Annotated in this window: 26 protein-coding genes; 12 read left to right on the top strand and 14 right to left on the bottom strand. The window is 72.2% G+C overall.

Going from position 1 to position 24,978, the window contains the following annotated elements; genetic code table 11:
- From ABD241_RS13010 to pstB, 5 genes are all read left to right on the top strand, one after another.
- Entirely contained in the window at nt 1-951 is a 951-nt protein-coding gene (locus ABD241_RS13010) for an NUDIX hydrolase (protein WP_344063096.1), read from the top strand.
- Between the two features lie 228 nt (nt 952-1,179).
- Nucleotides 1,180-2,307 (top strand): phosphate ABC transporter substrate-binding protein PstS, encoded by a 1,128-nt coding sequence (pstS, locus tag ABD241_RS13005; RefSeq protein WP_344063093.1) that lies wholly within the window; start codon nt 1,180-1,182, stop codon nt 2,305-2,307.
- Between the two features lie 130 nt (nt 2,308-2,437).
- A complete protein-coding gene (pstC, locus tag ABD241_RS13000; RefSeq protein WP_425580763.1) occupies nt 2,438-3,427 on the top strand; it encodes a phosphate ABC transporter permease subunit PstC in 990 nt (329 codons plus the stop codon).
- A gap of 149 nt (nt 3,428-3,576) precedes the next feature.
- Nucleotides 3,577-4,440, top strand: coding sequence for a phosphate ABC transporter permease PstA (gene pstA, locus ABD241_RS12995; protein WP_425580775.1), 864 nt, complete (start codon nt 3,577-3,579; stop codon nt 4,438-4,440).
- A gap of 16 nt (nt 4,441-4,456) precedes the next feature.
- Nucleotides 4,457-5,233 (top strand): phosphate ABC transporter ATP-binding protein PstB, encoded by a 777-nt coding sequence (pstB, locus tag ABD241_RS12990; protein WP_344063084.1) that lies wholly within the window; start codon nt 4,457-4,459, stop codon nt 5,231-5,233.
- Between the two features lie 107 nt (nt 5,234-5,340).
- On the opposite strand, the gene ABD241_RS12985 is transcribed toward pstB, so the two are convergent.
- The 3 genes from ABD241_RS12985 to ABD241_RS12975 form a co-directional block, all read right to left on the bottom strand.
- A complete protein-coding gene (locus ABD241_RS12985; protein WP_344063081.1) occupies nt 5,341-6,345 on the bottom strand; it encodes an inorganic phosphate transporter in 1,005 nt (334 codons plus the stop codon).
- A gap of 7 nt (nt 6,346-6,352) precedes the next feature.
- A complete protein-coding gene (locus tag ABD241_RS12980; protein ID WP_344063078.1) occupies nt 6,353-6,973 on the bottom strand; it encodes a DUF47 domain-containing protein in 621 nt (206 codons plus the stop codon).
- A 168-nt stretch (nt 6,974-7,141) separates the two neighbouring features.
- Complete coding sequence (locus tag ABD241_RS12975; RefSeq protein ID WP_344063075.1) at nt 7,142-7,351, bottom strand: hypothetical protein; 210 nt, start codon at nt 7,349-7,351, stop codon at nt 7,142-7,144.
- A gap of 97 nt (nt 7,352-7,448) precedes the next feature.
- On the opposite strand from ABD241_RS12975, the gene ABD241_RS12970 reads away from it, so the two are divergent.
- Nucleotides 7,449-7,658 (top strand): hypothetical protein, encoded by a 210-nt coding sequence (locus tag ABD241_RS12970; RefSeq protein WP_344063072.1) that lies wholly within the window; start codon nt 7,449-7,451, stop codon nt 7,656-7,658.
- A gap of 168 nt (nt 7,659-7,826) precedes the next feature.
- Here the strand turns inward: ABD241_RS12970 and ABD241_RS12965 are convergent, their stop codons facing one another.
- The 4 genes from ABD241_RS12965 to ABD241_RS12950 are packed head-to-tail and all read right to left on the bottom strand — an operon-like array spanning nt 7,827 to nt 11,308.
- Complete coding sequence (locus tag ABD241_RS12965) at nt 7,827-8,438, bottom strand: hypothetical protein (RefSeq protein WP_344063069.1); 612 nt, start codon at nt 8,436-8,438, stop codon at nt 7,827-7,829.
- Nucleotides 8,439-8,484: 46 nt separating this feature from the next.
- Nucleotides 8,485-9,069 (bottom strand): LutC/YkgG family protein, encoded by a 585-nt coding sequence (locus ABD241_RS12960; protein ID WP_344063066.1) that lies wholly within the window; start codon nt 9,067-9,069, stop codon nt 8,485-8,487.
- Nucleotides 9,066-10,556 (bottom strand): lactate utilization protein B, encoded by a 1,491-nt coding sequence (locus ABD241_RS12955; RefSeq protein ID WP_344063063.1) that lies wholly within the window; start codon nt 10,554-10,556, stop codon nt 9,066-9,068. Before ABD241_RS12955 ends, ABD241_RS12960 begins: the two co-directional genes overlap by 4 nt.
- Entirely contained in the window at nt 10,556-11,308 is a 753-nt protein-coding gene (locus tag ABD241_RS12950; RefSeq protein ID WP_344063060.1) for a (Fe-S)-binding protein, read from the bottom strand. The genes ABD241_RS12955 and ABD241_RS12950 overlap by 1 nt, the downstream gene beginning before the upstream one ends.
- A gap of 239 nt (nt 11,309-11,547) precedes the next feature.
- Between ABD241_RS12950 and ABD241_RS12945 the strand changes: the two genes are divergently transcribed.
- Nucleotides 11,548-12,336, top strand: coding sequence for a sigma-70 family RNA polymerase sigma factor (locus ABD241_RS12945; protein WP_344063058.1), 789 nt, complete (start codon nt 11,548-11,550; stop codon nt 12,334-12,336).
- Nucleotides 12,337-12,440: 104 nt separating this feature from the next.
- Here ABD241_RS12945 and ABD241_RS12940 read toward each other — a convergent pair whose 3' ends face one another.
- The gene (locus ABD241_RS12940) at nt 12,441-12,962 is read right to left on the bottom strand and encodes a YbhB/YbcL family Raf kinase inhibitor-like protein (protein WP_344063054.1); all 522 of its coding nucleotides are present in this window, start codon (nt 12,960-12,962) and stop codon (nt 12,441-12,443) included.
- Between the two features lie 161 nt (nt 12,963-13,123).
- On the opposite strand from ABD241_RS12940, the gene ABD241_RS12935 reads away from it, so the two are divergent.
- Both ABD241_RS12935 and ABD241_RS12930 read left to right on the top strand, forming a co-directional pair.
- Nucleotides 13,124-13,714 carry a hypothetical protein gene (locus ABD241_RS12935; RefSeq protein WP_344063051.1) on the top strand — a complete coding sequence of 197 codons (591 nt, stop codon included), beginning with the start codon at nt 13,124-13,126 and terminating at the stop codon, nt 13,712-13,714.
- 82 nt (nt 13,715-13,796) lie between these two features.
- Nucleotides 13,797-16,169, top strand: coding sequence for a molybdopterin-containing oxidoreductase family protein (locus ABD241_RS12930; protein ID WP_344063048.1), 2,373 nt, complete (start codon nt 13,797-13,799; stop codon nt 16,167-16,169).
- 52 nt (nt 16,170-16,221) lie between these two features.
- On the opposite strand, the gene ABD241_RS12925 is transcribed toward ABD241_RS12930, so the two are convergent.
- Nucleotides 16,222-17,082 carry a 2-oxo acid dehydrogenase subunit E2 gene (locus ABD241_RS12925; protein ID WP_344063045.1) on the bottom strand — a complete coding sequence of 287 codons (861 nt, stop codon included), beginning with the start codon at nt 17,080-17,082 and terminating at the stop codon, nt 16,222-16,224.
- Between the two features lie 195 nt (nt 17,083-17,277).
- Here ABD241_RS12925 and ABD241_RS12920 point away from each other — a divergent pair, with 195 nt between their 5' ends.
- Entirely contained in the window at nt 17,278-18,036 is a 759-nt protein-coding gene (locus tag ABD241_RS12920; protein WP_344063042.1) for a hypothetical protein, read from the top strand.
- Between the two features lie 16 nt (nt 18,037-18,052).
- On the opposite strand, the gene ABD241_RS12915 is transcribed toward ABD241_RS12920, so the two are convergent.
- A complete protein-coding gene (locus tag ABD241_RS12915) occupies nt 18,053-18,922 on the bottom strand; it encodes a PhzF family phenazine biosynthesis protein (protein ID WP_344063039.1) in 870 nt (289 codons plus the stop codon).
- Between the two features lie 63 nt (nt 18,923-18,985).
- Between ABD241_RS12915 and ABD241_RS12910 the strand changes: the two genes are divergently transcribed.
- Nucleotides 18,986-19,780, top strand: a complete 795-nt coding sequence (locus ABD241_RS12910) for an SDR family NAD(P)-dependent oxidoreductase (RefSeq protein ID WP_344063036.1) — start codon at nt 18,986-18,988, stop codon at nt 19,778-19,780.
- On the opposite strand, the gene ABD241_RS12905 is transcribed toward ABD241_RS12910, so the two are convergent.
- Together ABD241_RS12905 and ABD241_RS12900 are read right to left on the bottom strand one after the other, a co-directional pair.
- Nucleotides 19,777-20,316, bottom strand: a complete 540-nt coding sequence (locus ABD241_RS12905) for a GNAT family N-acetyltransferase (protein WP_344063032.1) — start codon at nt 20,314-20,316, stop codon at nt 19,777-19,779. The genes ABD241_RS12910 and ABD241_RS12905 overlap by 4 nt on opposite strands.
- On the bottom strand, nt 20,313-21,608 hold the full coding sequence (locus ABD241_RS12900) for an MFS transporter (protein WP_344063029.1): 1,296 nt from the start codon (nt 21,606-21,608) through the stop codon (nt 20,313-20,315). The genes ABD241_RS12905 and ABD241_RS12900 overlap by 4 nt, the downstream gene beginning before the upstream one ends.
- Nucleotides 21,609-21,671: 63 nt before the next feature.
- Between ABD241_RS12900 and ABD241_RS12895 the strand changes: the two genes are divergently transcribed.
- Nucleotides 21,672-22,292, top strand: coding sequence for a helix-turn-helix domain-containing protein (locus ABD241_RS12895; RefSeq protein WP_344063026.1), 621 nt, complete (start codon nt 21,672-21,674; stop codon nt 22,290-22,292).
- A 95-nt stretch (nt 22,293-22,387) separates the two neighbouring features.
- On the opposite strand, the gene ABD241_RS12890 is transcribed toward ABD241_RS12895, so the two are convergent.
- Together ABD241_RS12890 and ABD241_RS12885 are read right to left on the bottom strand one after the other, a co-directional pair.
- On the bottom strand, nt 22,388-24,457 hold the full coding sequence (locus tag ABD241_RS12890; protein ID WP_344063023.1) for an alpha/beta hydrolase: 2,070 nt from the start codon (nt 24,455-24,457) through the stop codon (nt 22,388-22,390).
- A 2-nt stretch (nt 24,458-24,459) separates the two neighbouring features.
- Entirely contained in the window at nt 24,460-24,768 is a 309-nt protein-coding gene (locus ABD241_RS12885) for a hypothetical protein (protein ID WP_344063020.1), read from the bottom strand.
- Nucleotides 24,769-24,978: the final 210 nt, after the last annotated feature.

Raw genomic sequence — 24,978 nt, 5'->3', positions numbered from 1 at the left:
GTGGCCTCCGTGATCCCCGCCGCCGGCACGCTGCCCTGGCGCCGCCGTGAAGGGGTCCTCGAGGTCGCCCTCGTGCACCGGCCCAAGTACGACGACTGGTCCTGGGCCAAGGGCAAGCTCGACCCGGGCGAGCAGGCCTGCGTGGCCGCAGCCCGCGAGACCCTGGAGGAGACCGGGCTCGTCGTGCGGCTCGGCGTGCCCCTACCCTCGGCCGAGTACCCCGTGCTCGACTCGACGGGCGGGCCGGCCACCAAGCAGGTCCACTACTGGGCCGCCCAGGTCACCGGGGGCGAGGGCCGGCTGGAGCACGAGATCGACGAGGTCGCCTGGGTCGACGTGCGCACGGCGCACGACCGCCTCGACTACGCCCGCGACCGCGAGCAGCTGCTCGCGCTCATCCGCGCCGACCGCGCGTGCGAGCTCACCTCCTGGCCCCTCCTCCTGGTCCGCCACGCCAAGGCCGTACCGCGCAGCGCGTGGGACCGCGACGACCGCAAGCGCCCCCTCGACGCCGTGGGCCGCGCCCAGGCGGCCGCGGTCGCCCACGTCCTCGACGCCTACGGCGTGACGCGAGTCGTCTCGTCGTCGTCGGCTCGCTGCGTCTCCACCGTCCAGCCGTATGCCGCCGCGCGGGGTCTGCGCCTGCGCACCCGGGACTCCCTGTCCGAGGAGGGCTTCGCCGAGAGCGGGGACGGTGCCGCGCGCCAGGTCCGGCGGCTCCTCGATCGCGCCGAGCCCGCGGCGCTGTGCAGTCACGGCCCGGTCCTGCCGACGCTCCTGGCTCTGCTGCACCCGCGAGTGGACTCCTCCCCCGAACGAGGAGAGCAGGTCGGCGAGCGGCTGCGCACTGCGGCCAGCGAGTCGATGCGCAAGGGCGAGGTGCTCGTGTGCCACGTCGTCGGACGCGGCGAGAGCGCCCGCGTGGTCGAGGTCGAACGCGTCGACACCTGACCTCGTCGCAGCCCGCTCCTAACCCTTCATCGTGTGCCCGCCGGCCGCGACTCGCATCCTGAGCCGGGGCGCGGAACCAAGACGTCGTCCCCCGTTCACCCGGTGTTCACCCAACGTGGGCGGCTGGTCATCCGGCCCACCTATCTTCGCGGTGGATGAACGTCCAGCACCGTCGCCCGGAGTGACCGGGAGACCACCAGGAACACCCCATCGAGAGGGATCACACTCGTGTCTGTTTCGCGTATCAGCGCTCTCGGCGCCATCGCCCTGTCCGGCGCTCTTGCGCTCTCGGCCTGCGCGTCGGAGAACAACGGCTCCGCTCCCGCAGCCGGCTCCACGGGAGCCGCGGCGGGTTCCACCGCGGCCGGCGACTGCTTCTCCGGCGACCTCAAGGCGGAGGGATCCTCGGCCCAGAAGAACGCCATCGACGAGGCCATCAAGGCCTACCAGAACGCCTGCAGCGACGCCAACATCGACTACCAGCCCACCGGCTCGGGCGCGGGCATCAAGCAGTTCATCGCCAAGCAGGTGGACTTCGCCGGCTCCGACTCGGCCCTGAAGACCACGCCCAAGGACGGCAAGGTCGAGGCCGACGACGCCAAGGCCGCCTGCGGTTCCGAGGCCTGGAACATCCCGATGGTGACCGGCCCCATCGCCATCGCCTACAACGTCAAGGGCGTCGACAAGCTCGTGCTCAACGCCGAGGTCGCGGCCAAGATCTTCGACGGCAAGATCACCACCTGGAACGACCCGGCGATCGCCGCCCTCAACAAGGGCGTCACGCTCCCGTCCACCCCGATCAAGGTCTTCTTCCGCTCCGACGAGTCCGGCACGACCGAGAACTTCACGAAGTACCTCAAGGCCGCCGCTCCCGACGCCTGGTCCTACGAGACCGGCAAGAAGTGGACCGGCAAGGGCGAGGGCAAGGAGAAGTCCGCCGGTGTCGCGACCGCGGTGAAGGGCCAGGACGGCGGCATCACCTACGTCGAGCTGTCCTACGCGCAGCAGAACCAGCTGCCGATGGCCCAGATCGACAACGGCTCGGGCCCGGTGGAGCTCACCGCCGACTCGGTCGGCAAGACGGTCGCCACGGCCAAGCAGACCGGCACGGGCAACAACCTCGCACTCAAGATCGACTACGCCACGAAGGAGGCCGGGGCCTACCCGATCGTCCTGGTGACCTACGAGATCGTCTGCTCGAAGTACGCCGACGCCGCCACGGGCAAGAAGGCCAAGAGCTTCCTCAAGACCTTCGCCTCCGACGCGGTGCAGAAGCAGCTCCAGTCCAAGGGCTACGCCCCGCTTCCCGCCGAGGTCGCCACCAAGGTCCAGACCGCGGTGAGCGCGATCTCCTGATCCAACCGACCTCGCCGGCGAACACCGACGAGGTCGACCGCCCAGGGGCGGGCGCCGAGACCGGTGTCCGCCCCCGCGCCAGTAGCACGCAACCGAAGGAAGAGGCCTCCACGTGTCAACAGTGACGGGCGTGTCCACGGCGGACCAGACCCCCGGACCCGACGGGCAAGCGCCCCTGCAGGCGGACAAGGCATCCACGGGACGCTTCGGCGACCGCATCTTCGGCGGCGCCTCCACCCTCTCCGGCATCCTCGTGATCGCGCTGGTGTCGCTCATCGCAGTGTTCCTCGTGGTGCAGGCCGTGCCGGCGCTGCTCGACAACTCGGCGAGCTTCTTCACCAGCCGGGTGTGGGCGCCGGGGGGCGACAAGCCCGCCTTCGGCATCCTCGAGTTCCTCTGGACGACGGTCACCTCCTCGACCTTCGCGATGGTCATCTCCGTCCCCGTCGGGGTGGCCGTTGCACTCTTCCTGACGCAGTACGCGCCGACGTGGATGCGCGGGCCGGCGGCCGCGCTCGTCGACCTGCTCGCCGCCGTGCCCTCGATCGTCTACGGCCTCTGGGGCCTGATCGCCTTCGCGCCGGTGTTCAAGCCGGTCCAGGGCTGGATCGAGGACACCCTCGGCTGGTTCCCCCTCTTCGCCAAGACCGGCATCAGCGGCGGCACCATCTTCTTCATCGGCATCGTGCTCGCCATCATGGTGCTGCCGATCGTCACGGCCCTGTCCCGGGAGGTCTTCGCCCAGACGCCCGCAGCGCACAAGGAGGGCGCGCTGGCGCTCGGGGCCACGCAGTGGGAGATGATCCGCACCGCCGTCCTGCCCTTCGGCCGCCCCGGCGTGATCTCCGCGTCGATGCTCGCCCTCGGCCGCGCGCTCGGCGAGACCATCGCCGTCACCTTCCTCGTCTCGGCGCTCTCGGACGGCAGCCCCTGGACGTGGTCGCTCTTCAACGGCGGCGAGACCTTCGCCTCCAAGATCGCGAACAACGCCGCCGAGTTCAGCAACCCCAACAAGACCGGCGCCTACATCGCGGCCGGTCTCGTCCTGTTCGTGCTGACCTTCGTCGTCAACAGCATCGCCCGCGTCGTCATCGAGCGCAGGAAGGCCTTCACCGAATGACCGCCGCCATCGACCGCCGCATGCCCGACGACCGCGCGCCCGAGGGCCGGTCCACCCGCGGCCCCGTCGCCGGCGGGAACCAGCACGGCTCCACGGCGGACGCGCCCACGCCTCCCGGGGGCGGCACCGGGCGTGACGCGCTGTCCGAGATGAACCACCCGCACCGGGCCCGGGCCCTCAAGAACGCCGTGGCCCGCGTCGTCATGTGGGCCGCCTTCGCCCTGGCGATGATGCCGCTCGTCTGGATCCTCGGCACCGTGCTCGTCAAGGGCTTCAGCATGCTGACGACGATGACCTGGTGGACCGGCAACCAGCGCAACATCAACTCCGACGACTTCGGCGGCGGCGCCCGCCACGCCATCGAGGGCACCCTGACGATGGTGGGCTTCACGGCCCTCATCGCCGTGCCGATCGGCATCCTGACGGCCGTCTACCTCGTCGAGTACGGCCGCGGCCCCCTCGCGCGCGCGATCAGCTTCACGGTCGACATCCTCTCCGGCGTGCCGTCGATCGTCGCGGCCCTGTTCATCTACGCCGTCTGGGTGACGACCTTCGGACTGGCCCGCTCCGGCGTCGCCGCGTCCCTCGCCCTCGTGCTGCTCATGATCCCGGTCGTCGTCCGCTCCACCGAGGAGATGCTCAAGCTCGTCCCCAACGAGCTGCGCGAGGCGGCATACGCCCTCGGTGTCCCCAAGTGGGTCACCGTCGTCAAGGTCGTGCTGCGGACGGCGTTCTCGGGCATCGTCACCGGCGTCCTGCTCGGCATCGCCCGCGTCATGGGCGAGACGGCGCCGCTGCTGATCCTGGCGCCCTACACGAAGAACTTCCAGCGCGACCTGTTCAACGGCAACTTCCCGACGCTGCCGATGATGATCAACCAGGACCGCGGCGACTTCGCGCTCGCGACCGCCGCCGAGCGCATGTGGGGCGCCGCCCTCACCCTGATCATCCTCGTCCTGCTGCTCAACGTCCTCGGCCGGGTCATCGCCCACTTCGGCTCGGTCAAGAAGTAAGAAAGCGAACCCTGACATGGCAAAGCGAATCGACGTCACCGACCTCAACGTCTACTACGGCTCCTTCAAGGCCGTCGAAGGCGTCTCGATGACGGTCGAGCCGCGCTCCGTCACGGCCTTCATCGGTCCGTCCGGCTGCGGCAAGTCGACCTTCCTGCGCACCCTCAACCGGATGCACGAGGTGATCCCCGGCGGCCGGGTCGAGGGCAAGGTCATGCTCGACGACCAGGACCTCTACGCCAGCTCGATGGACCCCGTGACCGTGCGCCGCACGGTCGGCATGGTCTTTCAGCGCCCCAACCCGTTCCCGACGATGTCGATCTACGACAACGTCGCGGCCGGCCTGCGCCTGAACGGCGTCAAGAACAAGAAGACCCTCGACGGGATCGTCGAGAGCTCGCTCAAGGGCGCCAACCTCTGGAACGAGGTGAAGGACCGCCTCGCCAAGCCGGGGGCCGGCCTCTCCGGTGGCCAGCAGCAGCGCCTCTGCATCGCGCGGGCCATCGCCGTGCAGCCGCAGGTGCTGCTCATGGACGAGCCGTGCTCGGCGCTCGACCCCATCTCGACGCTGGCCGTCGAGGACCTCATCAACGAGCTCAAGAGCCAGTACACGATCGTCATCGTCACCCACAACATGCAGCAGGCCGCCCGGGTCTCGGACCGCACGGCCTTCTTCAACCTCAAGGCGACCGGTGAGCCCGGCCGGCTCGTCGAGATCGACGACACGACCCGGATCTTCAACAACCCGAGCCAGCAGGCCACCGAGGACTACATCTCCGGCCGCTTCGGCTGACTCCCCCACGTGGCGAAGTGCCCACTCGACCGCGGGGTCGAGTGGGCACTTCGCGTATGCCGTGGGGTTCCGTGTGCCGTGAGGCTGTCCGTGTGCCGTGGGTTCGGTCAGCGGAAGACGGCCGTGAGGTACCAGGTGAGGACCGCGACGAGCCCCGCACCCGGGAAGGTGAGGAACCAGGCCCCCACGATGTTGTTGGCCACGCTCCACCGGACGGCCGAGATCCGCTTGGTCGCGCCGACGCCCATGATGGCTGCGGTGATGGTGTGGGTGGTCGAGATCGGCGCACCGAAGGCCAGGCCCGCGACGTAGAGGATCGACGCGGCGGTCGTCTCGGAGGCGAAGCCCTGCGGGGGCGTGAGGTCGATGATGCGGCGACCGAGGGTGCGCATGACGCGCCAGCCACCGGCATACGTGCCGAGGGAGATGACGACGGCCGAGAGCACGAGCACCCAGATCGGGACCACGTTGCTGTTGTGCAGGCCCGCGATGTTGAGCACCAGCACGACGACGCCCGCGGTCTTGGCCGCGTCCTGCAGGCCGTGCCCGAAGGCCATCGCGGCCGCCGAAGCGGTCTGCGACAGGCGGAAGCCACGCGTCACACGGCTGGGGTTGGACCTGCGGAAGACCCAGAAGAGCGCCGCCATCACGAGGTAGCCGATGGCCAGGCCGGCGACCGGCGAGACCACCATCGGGATGATGACCTTGGACCAGACCACGCCCCAGTGCACGGTCACGCCGGCGACGAGGGCAGCGCCGCAGAGGCCGCCGATGAGGGCGTGGGAGGAGGAGGACGGCAGCCCGAACCACCAGGTGATCAGGTTCCAGGCGATGGCGCCCACCAGGGCGGCGACGACGAGCCACATGCCGTCGATGCCCTCGGGCTGGGCGATGATGCCCGACCCGATGGTCGCGGCCACCTTGCTGCCGAAGAAGGCGCCGAAGAGGTTGGCCACGGCGGCCATCGCGAGCGCGACTCGCGGTGTGAGCGCGCGGGTGGAGACGGAGGTAGCGATCGCGTTGGCGGCGTCGTGGAAGCCGTTGGTGTAGTTGAAGACCATCGCGAGCGCGATGACCGCGACGACCGCGGCGAAGGGGATGGTGGTGTCCATCGGCGGGTCAGGACTCCTTGACCGCGATGCCCTCGACCACGTGCGCCACCTTCTCGAACGCGTCAGCGGCGTTCTCGAACCCGTCGACGATGGCCTTGACCTTGATCACGTTGACCGGGTCGGGCGAGTTGTTGAAGAGGGCGGCCACCATCTTGCGGTGGAGCGAGTCGGCCTGGTTCTCGAGACGGTTGATCTCGATCCAGTAGCTCTTGAGGTCCTTCATCGACTGCAGTCGGGGCATGGCCTCGGCCGTGACCTCGGCCATCCGGGCGAGGATCTCGAACTGCTCGGCCAGGCCCTCGGGGATCGCTCCCATGCGGTAGAGCACGATGAGGTCGGCCGTCTCCTCGATGAAGTCCATGCAGTCGTCGAGGTGCACGGCGAGGTTGTGGATGTCCTCGCGGTCGAAGGGGGTGATGAACGAGCTGTTGACCTTGTTGATGAGCTCGTGCGTCGCGTCGTCGGCGGTGTGCTCGAGGTCCTTGAGCCGGTCGGCCACCACCTGACGCTGGGAGGGCTCGACCTCGAGGAAGCGGGTCAGCTCCCGGGTCGCCTCGACGAGGAGCTGTGCGGAGGAGGTGAAGAGGGCGAAAAAGCTGGTGTCCTGGGGTGTCAGGCGAAAACCCACGGGGATGCTCCGGTCGGTTCGAGGGCAGGTCCGGGGAAGATGCTACGGCGTCGCGGACATACGGGCGCAACCGACCATCTGCCCCCCGTTCACCGAATACCCCTGTGGACAGCCCCGACACGCAGCGGTACGGCCCTCGGGGCGCCGCTGCTGCCCCCCAGGCCGCGCTCAGGCAGGAGGGTCGCCGCCCCGGGATCCAGCACGGGCGCGGGTCGGCGCCTGGCGGCCGCGCTTGATGCCCAGGAGCTCGTCGATCTCCTCGGCGGTGAGGTGGCGCGGGCTCGAGGAGGCCGCGACGACGAGATCGCTCACGAGCTCGATCTCGTCCGCGAGCTGGACATCGAGCAGGTCGCCGGACCGCTCCTCCTCGGGCGTCATGGGTTCAACCTAAGGCCCATCCGGGTCCCACGGTAGGCGTTGTGCACATTCAGGACTCCGACCGTGCCCGGATCCGGGGTTCGGCATCATGGATGGCATGTCGACCGACACCGCGCCCTGGTGGGAGCCCGGCGCCGAGCCCGCCGGCGACGCCGCACCGCGCGGCTGGCTCCTCGAGCAGCGCGGCAGCTTCGTGCTCGGTCGCTGCGACGGGTGCGGGTTCACCACAGCCGCCCGCCGGGCACGGTTCTCGGTGGAGTCCGACATGGAGGCGCACGTTGCCGGGTGTGGCGGTAGGAGCGCCTGAGGTAGGAGCGTCGGGCCGGGAGCGCCTCTCGGCACAGGGCCGCTCGTAGCGGCTGAATTTGGGACCCGGGGCTACCGCGACCCGACGCCCGTCAAGGATAAAGCCGTCACCGGGGATCACCAAAGACGCCGGTCCGGGTGCGACGGCGGCGCCGCCTCCAGCCCGGGCTCAGTCCAGCGAGTCGCTGCGCCACAGCCGGGCGCACACCATGAGGTCCTCGGCCATGCCGAGGACGTTGGCGGCCGCCTCCGCGGACTCGTCACCGGAGGAGATGTCGGCCCTCCCCGCGGAGACCACCCGGCAGAACGCCCCCGCGCGCTCGAGCGCCACCGCGAGGTCGCCCTCGAAGACGCCGCGGAGCACCTCGTCGATGACCCGGCCCATCTCCTGGGGTCCCGGCGGCTCCGCGGCGCCGGCCACCGCGTGGTTGGGGCCCGTGAACCGGATGCCGGCGGCGTACTGCCTGCTGGCCTCCTCGGGAGCGCGCTGCACCCACTCGCGCAGGACGTAGAGGCGCCAGAGCGCACCGGGGAGCGACCGGGCGGGCCGCTGCGACCACAGCTCGGCCAGCGTGGAGAGACCGATGTCGTCCACGAGCGCGACGAGCTTGCCGGTGACGGCCGGGTCGGCGGCGGCACGGCCGGCGTGCACCAGCGCGAGCGCGGTCTCGTGGGCGACGTAGATCTGCTCGGTCGGGTCGTAGGCCGGACCGTGCGCCTCGAGCTCCGACTCGGTGAAGAAGGCGGGCCGTCTGTGGCCGCGGTGGTCGCTCTCGGTCATCCCAGCAGGCTAGCCCCCGCCGGCGACGCGGCCGGGCCCTGCGCACTCACGCGACGACGATCACGTGCAGGCGGCGCGGACCGTGCACGCCCTCGACGCGGCTCAGCTCGATGTCGCTCGTCGCGGATGGGCCGCTGATCCACGTCGTGGGTCGGCCCGGATCGAGCGAGCGCACGGCGGCCGGGACGTCGTCGACGACCTGGTCGGCCCTGATGATGCAGACGTGCAGGTCAGGGACGAGGGTCAGCGCCCTGCGGCCCTCCCCCGGCCCGTGCGACAGGACGATGGTGCCGGTCGTGGCGATCCCGACCGTGGCGGTCGTGACGACCGCCGCCACCTCGTCGAGCCGGCCGGCTGAGAGGTCGTCGTCGCGCAGGGCGCGCGGGACGGCATACGGCAGCCCGTCGGGGACCACGACGGAGCCGGCCGCGGGCAGCGCCGCGGCGACAGCCTCCTCGACGCCGTCGGGGCCGCAGCGCACGACGGTGGCACGGTAGTCGGCGACCCGCTCGGCGAAGAGGTCGACGTCGCCCGACCGCTCGGGGCGTTGCAGCGGGGCGATGTCGACGGGCCGTCGCGCCGTGGCGACGGCGTCGCGGACGGCCGCGAGGATCTCGTCGCGCGCGCTCACCGGGTGCCTCCCGACGTCCGCTTCCACCACGCCCGGAAGGACTCCGCAGGCGGGGCCGGCAGGTCACGCGCGTCGGTCCACGCGGCGCCGGGCCCGGGCAGACGCCCGAGCAGCCGTCGGCCTCCGGCCCGGCGCCCGCGCCCGGTCAGCCCCGAGAGCGCTTCGAGGGCGCGGCCGGCGAGACCCGACGCCCGCTCCACGGCGCCCAGCCGGCCACCGGAGCCGAACGCCGCCGCGGCTGCGCGCATCGCGATCGCCTCGGGCTTGGGCACCCCGGAGCGGTGGGCGTCGACGACCTGGGCGCGCAGGTCGACCAGCACACTCGGGATGTCGATGCGCACCGGGCAGGCTTCGAAGCACGCGCCGCACAGGGACGAGGCGTAGGGCAGCGAGTCGGTCTGCTCGTCGTGTCCGACGCCGCGCAGCAGCGGGTTGAGGATCGCGCCGATGGGACCCGGGTAGACGGAGCCGTAGGCGTGGCCGCCCGTGCGCTCGTAGACCGGGCACACGTTGAGGCAGGCAGAGCAGCGGATGCACCGCAGCGCCTGACGGCCCACCTCGTCGGCGAGCGCGCGGGTGCGGCCGTTGTCGAGGAGCACGACGTGCACCTCCTGCGGTCCGTCGCCGGGCGTGACCCCGGACCACGTCGACGTGTAGGGGTTCATCCGCTCCCCCGTCGACGAGCGCGGCAGCAGCGTGAGGAAGACGCCGAGGTCGTCCCACGTGCGCACGACCTTCTCGATGCCGACCACCGAGACGAGGACCTCGGGCAGGGTCAGGCACATCCGGCCGTTGCCCTCGGACTCCACGACCACGAGGGTGCCGGAGTCGGCGACCGCGAAGTTGGCGCCGCTGACGCCGACCTTGGCGCGGAGGAACTTCTCGCGCAGGTGGAGCCGAGCCGCCTCGGCCAGGCGGGCGGGCTCGTCGGTGAGGTCGGCCGGCGCGGGGCGTCCGACCCGTGCCATCTGCTGCTCGAAGATGGCCCGGATCTCGGCGCGGTTGCGGTGGATGGCCGGCACGAGGATGTGGCTCGGCAGGTCGTCGCCGAGCTGGACGATGAGCTCCGCGAGGTCGGTCTCCCACGCCGAGATGCCCTGCGCCGCAAGGTGTTCGTTGAGCTCGACCTCCTGGGTGGCCATCGACTTGACCTTGACGACCTCGTCGACGCCGTGTGCCCGGGCGACCTCCGCCACGACGGCGGAGGCCTCCTCGGCCGTACGCGCCCAGTGCACGATCGCCCCGCGTGCCGTCAGCGACTCCTCGAGGCGCACGAGGTGCTCGTCGAGGTGCAGCAGCACGTCGTCCTTGATCGCGGCGGCCCGCAGCCGCAGGCTCTCCCAGTCGTCGACCTCCGCCACGACGGCGGCCCGCTTGGCGCGGATGGTGGTCGTCGCGTGCGCGAGGTTGCTGCGCAGCTGCGTGTCGGCGAGCGCGGCGCGAGCGGCAGTGGGGAACGGCGGCATGCCGACGAACGTGCGACTCATCAGGAGACCTCCGTCCGGGCCGGGCCCTCCGTCGAGGCGAGCACCTCGGCCAGGTGCATGACGCGCACCCCGGCCCGCTGGCGCGTGAGCAGGCCGCCGATGTGCATGAGGCAGGAGCTGTCGCCGGCCACGAGGACCTCGGCACCGGATTCCTTCACGTGGCGGGCCTTGTCGGATCCCATCGCGACCGACGTGTCGGCGTTCTTGACGGCGAAGGTGCCCCCGAAGCCGCAACACTCCTCGGCTCGGGGCAGCTCGAGCAGCCGCAGCCCGCGGACGGCTCGGAGCAGGCGCTCGGGACGGTCGCCGACGCCGAGCATGCGCAGCGAGTGGCAGGTCGGGTGGTAGGTCACCGAGTGCGGGAAGGACGCCCCGACGTCCTCGACGCCGAGCACGTCGACCAGGAACTCCGACAGCTCGTGGACCCGCGGCGACACCTCGGCGACGGCGTCGACCAGGCCTTGGTCGCCCGACCGGCGGGCGACGATCGAGTGCTGGTGCCGCGCGGAGCCGGCGCACGAGCCGGAGGGCGTGACGATCGCGTCGTAGCCCTCGAAGGCGCGCACGAAGGTGCGAACCACGGGGACGGCCTCGTCGAGGTAGCCGGTGTTGACCATCGGCTGACCGCAACAGGTCTGTGCCACAGGGAAGTCGACGTCGACGCCCAGGCGGCGCAGCAGCCGCACGACGGCCTTGCCCGCGTCGGGGAACATCGCGTCGTTGATGCAGGTCACCATCAACGCCACACGCATGCGCTCACCCTCGCACAACCGACCGCCCGAGAGGCCGATGCGCCGGCGCCTGTCGTATGCCGTGGGCCGCGAGAGCGCCCACCCCGCCCGACCGCGTCCGGGAGGCCGACCGGGAGGCCTGCCGGCAGTCGGCGTCGAGCCCAGAATGTCGAGGGCTTGTGCAATGTTGATGCTTTGTCTAGGGTTATCGCTGTCGGTCAAGAAGGCGCCGCCACGAAGAATTTTCGGATGGAGCAGACATGACCGACTTCTCGCGCGGTCCCCGCAAGGACGCCCGCACCCGTGAGCTCATCTCGACCTTCCGCACCTCGGACTCCGAGAGCGAGCGGTCGCAGGCACTGGAGACGGTGACCCGGCTGCACATGCCACTGGCGCGGTCCCTCGCCCACCGGTACGCCGGCAAGGGACTCGACCGCGAAGACCTGGAGCAGGTGGCTTTTCTCGCTCTGCTCAAGGCAATCCAGCGCTTCGACCTCGCGCAGGCGACCGAGTTCGGGGCCTACGCGACGCCCACCATCACCGGCGAGCTGCGCCGCCACTTCCGCGACCACGGCTGGCTCGTCCGCCCGCCGCGCGGGCTGCAGGAGCGCCGCCAGCTCGTGACGGACGCCCGCACCCGTCTCGAGCAGACGCTGGGGCACGAGCCCGACCAGAACGACCTCGCGGAGGCGCTCGGGCTGACGCTCGAGGAGGTCAAGGAGGCCCAGGTGGCCTCGACAAACCTTCGGCCCGCATCCCTCGACGCCACCACCACGGAAGGCGGCCGACCGGTCCTCGACCTCGTCGACGCCCGCGCGGAGCACCAGTCCGACCCCGGCCTCGACAACGACATCGTCGTCCGCACGGCGATCAAGCGGCTCCCCCCTCGCGACCAGAAGCTCGTCGAGCTGCGATTCGGGCACGACATGACCCAGGCCGAGATCGCCGAGACCATGGGCCTCAGCGCCATGCAGGTCAGCCGGTTGCTGCGTCGGGTGCTCGCCGAGCTGCGTGAGCACCTCGAGTCCGCCGAGCTGCTCAGCGCCTGAGGACCTCTGCCCTCACGCCTTGACATTGAGCCCGCACCGGCAACCGCCGGTGCGGGCTCAGGCGCGTCGCTGCTCGCGCCGGCCTGTGAGCAGGGCTGGGAGGGTCAGTGTCGGTAGGTGCCGTGGATGACGGCTCGCGCGAGGGTCTTGAACGCCAGGTTGAACGACACGACCGCCGGCGAGGCGGACTCGTCCACACCGAGAGTCGGCTCGGACACGGCGTGCACGACGAAGAAGTAGCGGTGTGGCATGTCACCCTTCGGCGGTGCTGCACCCATGAAGCCGTGCTCTCCCCCGTCGTTGCGGACGTGGAAGGCGTTGCCGGGCAAGGCAGCCGAAGCCGCGCCCGTGTCGAGCGACGTCACGTCGGAAGGCAGGTCCACGAGCACCCAGTGCCAGAAGCCCGAGGGAGTGGGCGCATCGGGGTCGAAGCACGTGACGACGTAGCTCTGCGTCCCCTCGGGGGCACCGCTCCAGGACAGCTGCGGTGAGGTGTTGCCGCCGTCCGCCACCTGGTCGTCCTTGAGCGGGGCGCCGTCGGTGACGTCATCGCTCGTCACGGTGAAGGACGGCACGGACGGAAGCAGGTCGTAGGGGTTGGGGGCGACCGGGCGGTCGAGACTCATGCGGTCCTCCTGCGAAGTCGGGGATGCTTCGCACCATACCCACCGGGCACGGGTGGGCGGACGGGATGCGGGGGCGCCCGGACGGAGGCCGTGCGCGCCCCGCACGCCACCTCGTTAGGGTGGCAAGGAGACACAAGAGAAGAACAGACAGGGGTTTCGCGTTGCGCGAGCAGTCAGGGGCGCGCCGCATCGGGTCGGCAGGGTCGGACGCGACGGTCGCCGAGCCGAGGCACGGAGCTGCCCATTTCCCGATCTTCGTGGTGCGCGAGTGGGCCGCACGCTTCTACGAGCAGGACCGGCTGCGACGCGAGACGGTGTGGTGGCAGCTCGTGTGGCCCTTCGCCGTCGCGCTCGTCCTCGCCGTCGGCGCTGCTGCGGTGGCCCTGCGCTGGCGGCCGCACGGCCCCGACGCTGCGTTCGGCAGCGCCCTCCTGCTGTCGGCGGCGGCCATCGGCATGACGATCGGGGGGTTGCTCCGCCTCCGCGCGCTGCAGGTCCGGCGGGCCGCGGCCCGCGCACACCCGGCGACGGTCGAGGAGCTGCCGCGCTCGGCCCGGGCGGCGGTGCTCGACTCGCCCAGGCTGCGCTTTCGCCGGCCCGAGGACGGCGCGAGCTTCGCCGCGCTGCGTGACGAGGTGGCGGCGGCTGCCCCCGTGGGCCAGTTCGCCGCGGCCGTGCTCGTGTGGGCCCTGGTGATGCAGGACTCGGGGGAGGGGACGCTGGAGGACTGGGTCCGCGGCCGCCACCTCTGAGACGCCCCTGCAGACCCCTGACGTGGTTGCCATTGCGACCTACACTGCGAGACGGGGACGAGCCGGTCCGGTGGGAGGCGCCATGTCCGCCGTAGGAGCAGTCGAGGTCGCAACCTTCTGTCCCATGTGCGTGTCGCGCTGCGGCGCGACGGCCACCGTCGAGGACGGCCGGTTCATCGGCCTGGGCCCCGATCCCGCGCACCCGACCGGTCGCGCAGTCTGCGTCAAGGGCAAGGCTGCCCCGCGCGTGGCCGAGCACCACGACCGGTTGCTCCGGCCGCTGCGGCGTACCGCTCCGAAAGGTGCCCCGGACCCGGGGTGGGTGCAGATCAGCTGGGACGAGGCCCTTGACACGGTCGCCGCCAGGCTGCGGGAGATCGCCGCCGAGAGCGGCCCGGAGGCCGTCGTGTTCGGCTCCGCCTCGCCGTCGACCTCCGCCCTCAGCGACTCGGTGGACTGGATCACGCGGCTGCGCCGCGCGTTCGGCAGCCCCAACTACGTCAACTCCATGGAGCTGTGCGGCTGGGGCCGCTTCCTGGCCTCGACCTACACCTTCGGCGCGGCCGTGCCGGGCGCTTTCATGCCGGACCTCGAGAACGCCGGTTGCATCCTCTACTGGGGCTACAACCCCTCGGTGTCCCGGCTCGTGCACGCCACTGCCACGGTGGACGCCGTCAACCGGGGAGCGCGCCTCGTGGTGGTCGACCCACGCCGCACCGGCCTCGCCAGCAAGGCGACCCACTGGCTGCAGGTGCGCCCCGGCACGGACACGGCGCTCGCACTGGGACTGACGCACGTGATGCTCGAGAACGACTGGTACGACGAGCAGTTCGTGCGGAGCTGGACGAACGCCCCGCTGTTGGTGCGCGCGGACACGGGCCGCCTGCTCAGGGCTGACGAGCTCGCCGGTCAGCCCGGGTCGGCGGACGACTACGTGGCCTGGGACGAGATGGACGGCACCCCTGTCGTCCATCGCCCCGGTTCGCGGACGGTCGGCGCAGGGAGCCCGCGGCTCGCGCTGTCCGGCCTCGTCACCGTGGACAGCGCGCACGGGCCGGTCGAGTGCCGCCCGGTGCTGGAGGTCCTGCGTCAGCACTGCCGGGCGATGACCCCGGCGGCCACCGAGGCGGCCACGGGCGTCTCCGCAGACGCCGTCGTGGCCACCGCCCGCACCCTCTGGGAGTCACGACCGCTCGCCTTCTACACCTGGAGCGGCCTCGAGCAGCACGCGAACACCACGCAGATGATCCGCGGCGTCAACGTCCTCTACGCCCTGACGGGGTGCCTCGACGCACCGGGCGGCAACGTGCTGTTCACGCCGGTCCCGACCAACCCCGTCGACGGCCTGGAGCTGATCAGCCCCCAGCAACGCGCTCGCACCATCGGGGTCGAGGACCGGCCGCTGGGCCCGGCGCGCTTCGAGTTCGTCACCGGCGAGAGCTTCTACACCGCGGCCCTCGAGCACCGCCCCTACCGTGCCCGGGCACTGGTCAACTTCGGGGCCAACCTCGTCATGGCCCACGGGAACAGCGCCCGTGGCCGCAACGCCCTGGCGTCGCTCGACTTCTTCGTGCACGCCGACATCTTCCCCAGCCCGACCTCCGACCTCGCCGACCTCGTGCTGCCGGTCGCGAGCCCGTTCGAGACCGAGGCCCTGCGGGTCGGCTTCGAGGTCAGCCAGCGAGCCCAGTCCCACGTCCAGCTGCGCCGACCGGTCGTGCAGCCGGCGGGTGAGGCACGTTCGGACCTGCAGATCGTCTTCGCGCTGGCCGAGCGACTCGGCCTGGGCCACCACTTCTGGGAGGGCGACCTGCACGCCGCGTGGAGTCACCAGCTCGCTCCCAGCGGCATCACGCTCGACGCGTTGCGCGCCGAGCCGCGCGGCCTCACGGCCCCGCTGGCGACGGCGTACCGCAAGTACGAGAGCCAGGGCTTCCGGACGGCCACGGGCCTGGTCGAGCTCTACTCGGAGACCCTCGCCGACCACGGGTATGCGGCCCTGCCGACCTTCGTCGAGCCGCCGCTGAGCCCGCGCTCGCGACCGGACCTCGGCGAGGACTACCCCCTCGTGCTCACGTGCGCGAAGTCCCTGCGCTACTGCGAGACCCAGCATCGACAGGTCGCCGAGCTGCGGCGTGCGGCGCCCGACCCCCTGGTCGAGGTGCACCCCGACACCGCGGCTGCCAGAGGCATCGAGGCCGGCGACTGGGTGCGCGTCCTCACGCCGAACGGCACCGTGACGGCGCGGGCGAGGCTCAATGCCGGGCTCGCCCCCGACGTCGTGTGCGCCCAGCACGGCTGGTGGCAGGGGTGCGACGAGCTCGGCCTCGAGCCGTCGGACCCGTATGCCGACGGCGGCGTCAACCTCAACCTCGTCCTGCGCCAGACCCCCGGCGACCCGACCAGCGGGACCTCGCCGCTGCGGGCGTCGCTGTGCGAGCTCGCGCGCGCCTGACGGCATACGGCAGCTCGGCTGACGGCATACGACGGCACGCTGCTGGATGCGGTCAGGCGGTCTCGCGCTCGTTGACGCGCGAGGTCAGCTCGTCCAGGCCGTAGGCGCTCTCGACGAGGTCGACGAGGCGGCGCACGAACCGGGCGGCCGGGGCACCGTCGACGACGTCGTGGTCGAAGGCGACCGTCAGGTCGAGGATGTCTCGCGGCTCGACGTGGTCGTCGACGACGCCGGGCTTCCGGCTGATCCCGCCGACGATGAGCAGGAGGGACTGGCCGGCCGGAGCGAGCCCCCAGCCGCCGCGTCCGCCTGCCATCCCCAGCGCGGTGACGCCCACGGTGCCTGCGGCCCTCACCCGGCGGGTGGGGTCGCGTCTGCTGGCCGCGCGCATCAGCCGCACGCCGAGGCGGGGCAGCGGTGGTGGGGCTGCCATCAGCGTCCGGAAGACGCGGGGCAGGCCACCGCCGGCCGGCACGGGGCCGGACTGGGCGCTGCGGATCTCGCGGTGGATCTCGAGCAGGTCCTTGCGGTCGGCGCGCCGGATGACGTGCGGGACGGCCACGTCACCGTCCGGTCCGTGTCGCTCGACGGGCAGGAAGACGTCGACGTCGTCGAAGACGGCGAGCTGGCGCCGACCCCGCCGGCACGCCTGCACCGAGCGGTCCGCGGCGACGGCCCGGGACAGGCAGTACGTGAGGTAGCCGGTGAACGAGAGCACCTCGCCCGTGCGCGCCCGGTGGTCGGCAACCGCAGCGCGGGCCTTCGTGACGTCCACCTCGAGCAGCGCGTAGATGCTGTGCTTCCACCAGTAGAGGTCGAGGTCGCGGGCCGTGCTCCGGCGGGCCGGCGGCAGCTCGACCAGCCGGAAGGACGGCGCGGTGGAGTCAGGGACGTTGTCGGTGCGGCGGCTCATCGCCCGCCTCCCTAGCTCGAGGTGCGTCGACGAGGCGCGGGGGCGTCTCCTTCCATGCTGACCCGCGCCGTTCGCCCCCGCCAGTGCCAGAGAGGCGGCTCACACGCTGCCCACGCGAGAGTCGAGCGGTACCCGGCACGGCGGACGGTCCTCCGGGACAGACTGGAGCCGAGGCTCCGATAAGGGGAGGCGCTGATGACGTCGCTGGTGGAGGGAGTGGACCACGTCTACATCCCGGTGGTCGACGGTGCGGCGGTGTTCACTGCGCTCGTCGAGCAGCTCGAGCTGCCGGTCCTGTGGCCGTTCACGGCCTTCGGCTCCTTCGCGAGCGGCGGGGTCAGCGTCGGCAGCATCAAGCTGGAGCTGCTCGAGGCCAACGAGGTCTCGCCGTGGTCGCTGCCGGCCGAGCCTCCCCGGATCCAGGGTCTCGCCTTCCGCCCGTCGCGCCCGGTCGACGACGCCTACCTCGCCGAGCTCGACAGACGGGCCATCGGGCACAGCGAGCCCGAGCACTTCGAGCGGGACGGTCGTCCCGCGTGGACCAACGTCTACGTCGAGGGTCTCGTGAGCGGCCGTGCCGGTGCGTTCGTCTGCGACTACCACGTGCCGGAGTCCAGGGACGTCGACCGGCGCCGACGCCTGCTGCAGGACTGCCACGGTGGCCGGCTCGGCGTCCTGGACACCGCCGAGCTGGTCGTCGTCACCCGCGACCCGGACGCCGCCCGCCGCAGGTGGCAGCCGCTCCTCGACCCCGTGCAGCCGAACCCGCGTGGCACCTGGCGCCTCCCGCTCGGGCCGGCCGTCACCGTGGCTCAGGGCGAGGAGGAGCGCGTCGGCGACCTGGTGCTCGCGGTGAGGTCGGTCGAGGGGGCTCTCCGCGTGTGGGAGGCTGTCGACCCCGCGGTCGCTCGGCTGCCCCTCCGCTTCACCGCAGCGGGGACGCCGTCCGGCTGAGTCTCCTTGTCGCCGTTCAGTCCTCGCCGTCCGGCCGTATGCGGGTGGCGGGGCCGCTGACCAGCGCCACGTCCTCGAGCAGCTCGACCTCGATCGTGCTGGGACGGCCCATCTCGACGCCCTGGGTGATGACGAACGTGTCGCCCGTGCGCGCTCTCGCGTGCTGTCGGAGGTAGCCGGCGAATGCCGCGGCCGCAGCGCCGGTCGCCGGGTCCTCGACCACCCCTCCCCAGGGGAAGGGATCCCTCGCCCGCCACCGGCCCGGGCCGGTCGGCACGACGAGGTGCACCGTCACCCACCCCTGCTCCCGGCTGAGGCGCTGGAGCCTCGGGAAGTCGTAGGAGAGGCTCTCGAGCCGGGCGAGGTCACGGGCCACGAGGACCGGGTGCCGGTTGCCGCCGAACCCGATGGCCGGAGGGAGATCGGGGCGCAGGTCGCGCTCGCTCCACTGCAGCGCGTCGAGCAGCCGGCCGAGCAGATGAGGCTCGAGGGGCAGGCAGCCGACCGCAGGGCTGCGCAGGGTGCCGACCGTGCGGGCGCCGTCGTGCCGGCCGGTGATCGCCACTGGACCGACCTTGGTGCCCAGCGTCCAGCTGCCCTCACCCAACGACTCGCACAGCGCCACCGCGGTCGCGATGGTGGCGTGCCCGCAGAAGTCCACCTCACCCTCGGGCGCGAAGTAGCGGATGGGAACGAGGTGTCCGCCGACCGCACTGCCGAGGCCTCCGGGGTGGACCGGCCCGCTGACGAAGGCGGTCTCGCTGTAGCCCACCTCCGCAGCGATGTCCTGCATCTGCGCAGCGGTGAGCCGGCCGGCGTCGAGGCCGCCCGCCGCCCCCTTGTCGTATGCCGTGCGGCGCGTTACGCGGGCCGCGCCGCACGGCATACGACAGGATGTGCGCACGCGAGTGCGGGCCTCATCGACGAGGCGCCGGGACGGGAGAGCCTGATGGCCTACACGATCGACCTCGGCGGCCGGGTCGCCCTCGTCACGGGCGGGACGAGCGGCATCGGGCTCGCGACGGCGGCCAAGCTCGCGAGCGCGGGCGCGCGAGTCGTCATCTGCGGGCGCAACCCCGAGCGCGGTCGCGCCGCGCTGGCCGAGATCGGTCGTGACGACCTGGTCAGCTACGCGCGGGCCGACGTGTCGGACGACGAGCAGGTGGCGGCCCTGGTCGGCGCCGTCGTGCAGGAGCACGGACGTCTCGACATCGCAGTGAACAACGCCGGCAACGTCGAGACGCTCGACCCGTCGGCCACCAGCAGCGTGGACGTGTCGCCGGCGTACTTCGATGCCACCATCCACACCCTGATGACGAGCGCGTGGCTGTGCATGCGGCACGAGATCCCGGCGATGCTCGCGGGCGGGGCCGGAGGGGCGGCCATCGTCAACGTCTCGTCGATGGATGCCGCCCTCCTCGCCGCCGGGACCGGCAGCTACTCGGCGGCGAAGCTGGGCCTGGAGGCGCTGACCGTGAGCACGGCCAAGGAGTTCGCGGCCCGAGGCGTGCGGATCAACGCGATTCGTCCCGGCGCCATCCTCACGCCGATGCTCGAGCGCAACCTCCGTGGCGAGAGCCCTGAGGAGCGGGCCGGAAGGGTGGCCGCCTACGAGGCGCTCATCTCGATGCGCCGGCTCGGAGCGCCCGCCGAGGTGGCGTCGGTCATCACCTGGCTGTGCTCGGACGAGGCGTCCTACGTCACGGGCCAGGTGCTCAACGTCGACGGCGCGATCTCGCTCTAGCGGCCGGTGGGCTCGCGGGTGGAGAAGACCTCGAGCGGCCGGCCGTAGTAGGCGTCCGACCGCCCGAGCGGGCGCAGGCCGAGGCGACGGCACACGGCGAGCGACGGCTCGTTGTCGGGGCTGACGACGGCGAGGACCTCGTCCAGCCCCGCCGCCAGGCCGCGGGCGATCGCGGCGCGAGCCGCCTCGGTGGCGTAGCCGTTGCCCCAGTGGTCGGGGTGCAGGTGCCAGCCCACCTCCACCTCGCCGTGGCCGGCGCCCGGGATCGGGACGAGCAGGACGGTGCCCACGGGCGTCGACGACTCGGTGACGCTGATGCACCAGATCCCGTACACCGCGTCGGCCGTGCCGCGCTCGGCCCATCGGCGGCCGAGCTCTTCGGCCTCCCCGAGGCTCTCGAGCGCGCGGGGAGTCGCCCCGAGCCAGCGCGCGACCTCCCACCGGCCGTAGATGTCGAAGAGGGTGGGCGCGTCGTCGGGGGTCCACGGGCGCATGGTGAGACGTGCGGTGGTGAAGACGGGGCCGACCCGGGTCATGCTGCCTGCTCGTTCGTCGCGGTGGGCGTCTGCACGGCCTGGTCACGGTGGCGCAGCGGGGACAGGAAGGTCCACAGCATCGTGGTGGTGGCGCCGGCTGCGGCGATCCACAGGGCCGCGTGCAGGCCAAGGGCCGTGCCGAGCACGCCCCCGGCCAGGGCACCGAGGGGCTTCACACCCTGGGTGATGAAGGCGCTGCACGAGCTGACGCGGCCGAGCAGCTCCGGCGCAACGGCCTTCAGCGTCAGACCGGCCGCCGTCACGTCGAACACCATGACCGCGAAGCCGCCGACGACCTCGCCGGCGCCGATGACTACGAGCTCCAGCCACCGCGGCCCGGAGGCCAGCGGCAGTGCGAAGAGCGCGAAGGAGAACACCACGGTGGCGGCGGCGATGGCACGCCCCTCGCCGATCCGGGCGGCGATCCTCGGGGCTGCGAGAGCGCCCGTGAGGGCGCCGGCGCCGCCGGTCATGACGATCGCCCCGACCATCCCGGCGGACATGCCCAGGGTGCGGGTGGCGTACGCGACGAAGAGTGCCATCGTCAGCATCCCGAAGAGGTTGAGGTTCGCGGCCGAGCCCGCGATGGCGCGCAACGCCGGGTTGCGGAGCACGGCGGCGAGCCCCTCCCCCAGCTCGCCCCGGAGGGACCGCGACTCCGACCGGGCGGGCGTCGTGCGCTCCGGCCTTCGGAGGGAGCGGATGCACGTCGCCGACACGAGGAAGGACGCGGCGTCGAGCACGATGGCGACGGGTGCCGACACAGCCTGGACGAGCAGTCCACCGAGGCCCGGCCCGACGAGCATCGCTGCCGAGTCGGAGGAGCGCAGCTGCCCGCTGGCCCGGGTCAGGTGGTCGCGGTCGACGACCTGGGGCAGGTGCGACTGGTATGCCGGTCGGAAGAGCACGCGCGCGCAGCCGACCGCGAGCTCGACGACCACCAGCTGGGTGACGGTGAGCCTGCCGAGCCACCAGGCGAGCGGGATGCTCAGCAGGGCGGCCGCGGAGGCGAGGTCCGTCGCGACGAGGAGCGGACGTCGGCGCGGCAGGCGGTCGACCCAGACGCCGGCCAGCAGACCGATGGCGAGGTTGGGGACAGTCGCCGCGGCGGTGAGGACTCCCATCTGCAGCGCGGAGGCGCCGAGGAGCACCGCGGCCGTGATGGGCAGGGCCAGCACCGTGATCTCGCTCCCGAGGGCCGAGACCGAGTAGCCGAGCCAGAGCCGGCGGAAGTCGCCTACGCGGGTGGGTGCGGCCTCCCTCTCGGTCTGCTCCGTGGACATCGTCGTCATAGATGTGAAGGTATTGCTTCACATCCGAGTTGTAAAGCGTTTCTTTCGAATATGCTCGGTGACATGCCCGAGCGCCCCAGCGAGAACCGTGCCGCCGTCATCTCCGACCCCCGGGCGCTGCGCGCGCTGGCGCACGCCGGTCGCGCGAAGATCCTCGAGCGGCTGACCGTCTACGGGCCGGCGACGGCCACCGAGTGCGCCGAGGAGGTCGGCATGTCGCCGAGCGCCTGCAGCTACCACCTGCGGCTGCTCCAGCGCTACGGCTTCGTCACCGAGGCCCACGACGAGGAGCGCACCGACGGCAGGGAGCGGTTGTGGAAGGCCGTCGTCACGTCGTGGCGGTCCGAGGCGTCCGACGACACCGACCCGCAGACGATGCAGAGCATCGACATGGCCCTGGCGCGGGTGCTGCTCGCCGGCTCCGACGAGCGAGTGCTGGCCTGGGTGGACCAGTCGGCTCAGGAGGACCCTCAGTGGCACAGGGCGTCGCTGATCTCCAACGGAACCATCGCGGCGAGCGCCGAGGAGCTCAAGGCGCTCCAGGACCAGATCCAGGAGCTGCTCCGGCCCTACCGCCTCGATGACCGCCGACCGCAGGACCTGCCCGCGGGGACCCGACTGGTGCACGCCGCAGTCCGGTTGATCCCCACGCCTGGTCCGGACTCCGCCCCCGGCTCGGCGTAGGCGCCGTCACGGACCCGTGCCGCCCTCACATGCAGGGCCGAGCACTTGGGTCATCACAGGCGGTGCGAGATGGGCCGCGTGTCGACGCCGGGGTGCTACTGCCCGAGCGGGGATTCCCCGTTGAGCACCCGGTGGATGTTGCGCCACCCCTCGGCGCCCACGTCGAGGACGCCGCTGTGCGCGGTCCACGGCGCGAGCAGGCGCCCATCGGCGCCGTGGTCACCGGTGAGGCGCTCGACGCGGTACAGGGTGCCCGGTTCGGCTCCGTGCCCGAGGTCCTTGGTGGCGTCCTTCACGCCGTCCGGAAGGAGCAGGCCCCACGGGCCCTCCGTCGGGACCTGCACGCCCTGCGACAACCTGATGGGGTCGGCGGCCGCGGTGATGGCGTAGCGCCGGGCGTCGCACCGGCCCGGGCGGAGGTCGCCGAGCTCGCCGACGTCGTGGCCGGCACCCGCGGACTCGACGTGGATGATCTTGTCGGCGTCGAGGCCGTACTGCTCGCTCGTGCCGACGACGGCACCCCCGTAGGAATGCCCGATGACCGTCACGGCCGGGCCCGAGCGGGGCCCGTTCGGGCCGTCCACCTCGTGGCGGGCAGCCGGTGAGTGGTCGATCTCCTGGCGCAGGTCCTGGCTGAACGAGGCGAGTCGCGGCGCGAGCCGGTCGGCGTAGTCGCGGAACGGGGCGTCGGTGGGGACGTCGTCCGGCAGGTCACCGCCCATCCACGTCACCATCGCGACCCTGCCGGCGGAGGCGTGGACCCACGACTGCGACCGCGCGACGTTCGTGGCATGGCCGCCGAGCTCCGCACCGGTGCCGGGCACGAAGACCCCGACCCCGACGGTCGCGGCGGTCAGCGCCCCGTGCAGCTCGACGACGGAGCCGTCGCCGGTGTTGTCGAACCACACCACTCGTCGGGACGGGTCGGCCGCCAGGATGCGCAGCTGCGCCAGATGTGCCCGGTCCCGTTCGAGCCGGCTCCAGCCGTAGGCCGACCCGGTCGGCCCGGCCCCGCCGACCTGGCCCTCGCGCCACGCGTCGCGCCCCCGCGCGGCGTTGCGTCGCTCCTGCTCCCTCGCCGCCGCCACGACCCGCACGTGGTTGGCGGTCGCCCGCACCCCGAAGGGGGCGCCGGACAGGTTGCCGACGACGCCGGGCCAGATCAGTGCCGCCAGCTGCTGCTCCGAGGGGGTGAGTGCCTCGAACGCCTCACGGACGGCGAGGCGACGCGGCCAGCCGGGGTCCCCGACCGAGGTCAGGGTGGGCGCCGTCGCCGGACCGAGCGTGGCGAGGAACGGCGCCAAGGACTCCATCGGCGAGGGCACCCCTGGCACCGAGGGGCCGACACCCAGCACGGGAAGGGAGCCGAGCGCCCCGCCGGCGCCGGCCTCCGTGACCGGGCGCCGGTCGACCAGCAGCGCGGCCACCTCCGGGTGGACCTGCACGTAGGCGCCGAAGGAGGCGGCATCCCATCCGGCGGCCTCGGCCGGCAGCACGCCGTCGTCCACGAGACGGGAGACCTCGTGCGCCAACCGTCCCTGGGCGCGGGTGCCGTCGGCCAGCAGGCGCAGCTCCGTGCGAAACCGCGACACCCCGCCCATGCCCACGCCCGTCCCGGGCAGGGCAGCCGCACCCTGCGCCGCGAGGCGGCCCAGACGGCACGCCACGTCGTCCACGTGCCCCTTCGCCTGCCGGCGCAGCCGGTCGTAGGCGACGTCCACCGAGGCGGCACTCGGGTGCCCGGTGCGCGCCACGGCAAGGGCGAGCAGGTGCTGAGCCCGCACGATCCGTGCTGCCGAGTGCGGGTCGCCGAGGTCTGAACGGCTCGCCGACCGAGCCTGCTCCTCGGCCTGCGACAGCACCTGCCACGCCTCCTCGAGCTCGGCAACCTGTCGTCGCCACCGCCTCGACGGGTCGACCAGCCCTTCGAGGAGGGAGGCCGCCCGGTCGTACGCGTGCGCCGCCTCCCCGGCGTCGTCGCCGCACGCACGTGCCTCCGCGACGGCGAGCACGGCGGCGCCTCCCTCCGGCCACGCCGCCGCCACCGCATCGACCTGCGCACCCACCTCCCGTGCCACGCCGGCCATGCCTCGAGCCAGCTGTCGCCACCGCTGCGCCTCGGCGTCGACGACTCCGGGGTCGTCGCCGATCGGCTCGAAGCGCACGGTCACTGCCGGCCGCCGAGGGCCACGCCTGCCGCGTGGGACATCAGCCGAGCATTCACCCGCTCGAGGTCCTGCCGCGCCCACGAGGACTGCTGCAGCGCCGACGCCAACAGACCCAGCTCGGTGCGCACCGCCGCCAGGCCGTCGCCCCACACCGCATCGAAGCGTTCCACGGTCGCCCAGACGGACAGCTCGGTCCTCGCCGTCGGGCGAGTGGTTCCCGTCGCCGGTCGGGGCACGCGCGCGCTGCAGTCACGCAGGCGCGCGCCTGCAGCGGCCACCGCAACCGCATCCACCTCCTCGCGGCTCACCGCCACCACGCCCTGGACACCGTCGCATCTCGTCCCCTGATCATGGGCCGACGCTAGAGAAGCGGCGGACGCCCCGGCGTCCTTCGTCCACAGGCGTGGGGTCGCCACCCTCATCGAGGCGGATCCCAGGACGGTTCCCTTGTCGCGACATGTCGGACTCGGACACTGAATCGGCTTGTCCCGCAAGGGCAAACCCCTGTCCGCGGCACT

This window comes from Terrabacter lapilli (genome assembly GCF_039531305.1).
Taxonomy (GTDB): Bacteria; Actinomycetota; Actinomycetes; order Actinomycetales; family Dermatophilaceae; genus Terrabacter; species Terrabacter lapilli.
Note: the sequence above shows the minus strand (reverse complement) of the source record. Positions and strands in the feature narration are given on the sequence as shown.

Excerpts from the sequence above, each read along its gene's own strand:
- pstA (WP_425580775.1), top strand. The coding sequence starts at position 3,577 with ATGAACCACCCGCACCGGGCCCGGGCCCTCAAGAACGCCGTGGCCCGC.
- pstB (WP_344063084.1), top strand. The coding sequence starts at position 4,457 with ATGGCAAAGCGAATCGACGTCACCGACCTCAACGTCTACTACGGCTCC.
- ABD241_RS12985 (WP_344063081.1), bottom strand. The coding sequence starts at position 6,345 with ATGGACACCACCATCCCCTTCGCCGCGGTCGTCGCGGTCATCGCGCTC.
- ABD241_RS12975 (WP_344063075.1), bottom strand. The coding sequence starts at position 7,351 with ATGACGCCCGAGGAGGAGCGGTCCGGCGACCTGCTCGATGTCCAGCTC.
- ABD241_RS12970 (WP_344063072.1), top strand. The coding sequence starts at position 7,449 with ATGTCGACCGACACCGCGCCCTGGTGGGAGCCCGGCGCCGAGCCCGCC.
- ABD241_RS12965 (WP_344063069.1), bottom strand. The coding sequence starts at position 8,438 with ATGACCGAGAGCGACCACCGCGGCCACAGACGGCCCGCCTTCTTCACC.
- ABD241_RS12955 (WP_344063063.1), bottom strand. The coding sequence starts at position 10,556 with ATGAGTCGCACGTTCGTCGGCATGCCGCCGTTCCCCACTGCCGCTCGC.
- ABD241_RS12950 (WP_344063060.1), bottom strand. The coding sequence starts at position 11,308 with ATGCGTGTGGCGTTGATGGTGACCTGCATCAACGACGCGATGTTCCCC.
- ABD241_RS12945 (WP_344063058.1), top strand. The coding sequence starts at position 11,548 with ATGACCGACTTCTCGCGCGGTCCCCGCAAGGACGCCCGCACCCGTGAG.
- ABD241_RS12940 (WP_344063054.1), bottom strand. The coding sequence starts at position 12,962 with ATGAGTCTCGACCGCCCGGTCGCCCCCAACCCCTACGACCTGCTTCCG.
- ABD241_RS12930 (WP_344063048.1), top strand. The coding sequence starts at position 13,797 with ATGTCCGCCGTAGGAGCAGTCGAGGTCGCAACCTTCTGTCCCATGTGC.
- ABD241_RS12925 (WP_344063045.1), bottom strand. The coding sequence starts at position 17,082 with ATGAGCCGCCGCACCGACAACGTCCCTGACTCCACCGCGCCGTCCTTC.
- ABD241_RS12920 (WP_344063042.1), top strand. The coding sequence starts at position 17,278 with ATGACGTCGCTGGTGGAGGGAGTGGACCACGTCTACATCCCGGTGGTC.
- ABD241_RS12915 (WP_344063039.1), bottom strand. The coding sequence starts at position 18,922 with ATGCCGTGCGGCGCGGCCCGCGTAACGCGCCGCACGGCATACGACAAG.
- ABD241_RS12910 (WP_344063036.1), top strand. The coding sequence starts at position 18,986 with ATGGCCTACACGATCGACCTCGGCGGCCGGGTCGCCCTCGTCACGGGC.
- ABD241_RS12905 (WP_344063032.1), bottom strand. The coding sequence starts at position 20,316 with ATGACCCGGGTCGGCCCCGTCTTCACCACCGCACGTCTCACCATGCGC.
- ABD241_RS12900 (WP_344063029.1), bottom strand. The coding sequence starts at position 21,608 with ATGACGACGATGTCCACGGAGCAGACCGAGAGGGAGGCCGCACCCACC.
- ABD241_RS12895 (WP_344063026.1), top strand. The coding sequence starts at position 21,672 with ATGCCCGAGCGCCCCAGCGAGAACCGTGCCGCCGTCATCTCCGACCCC.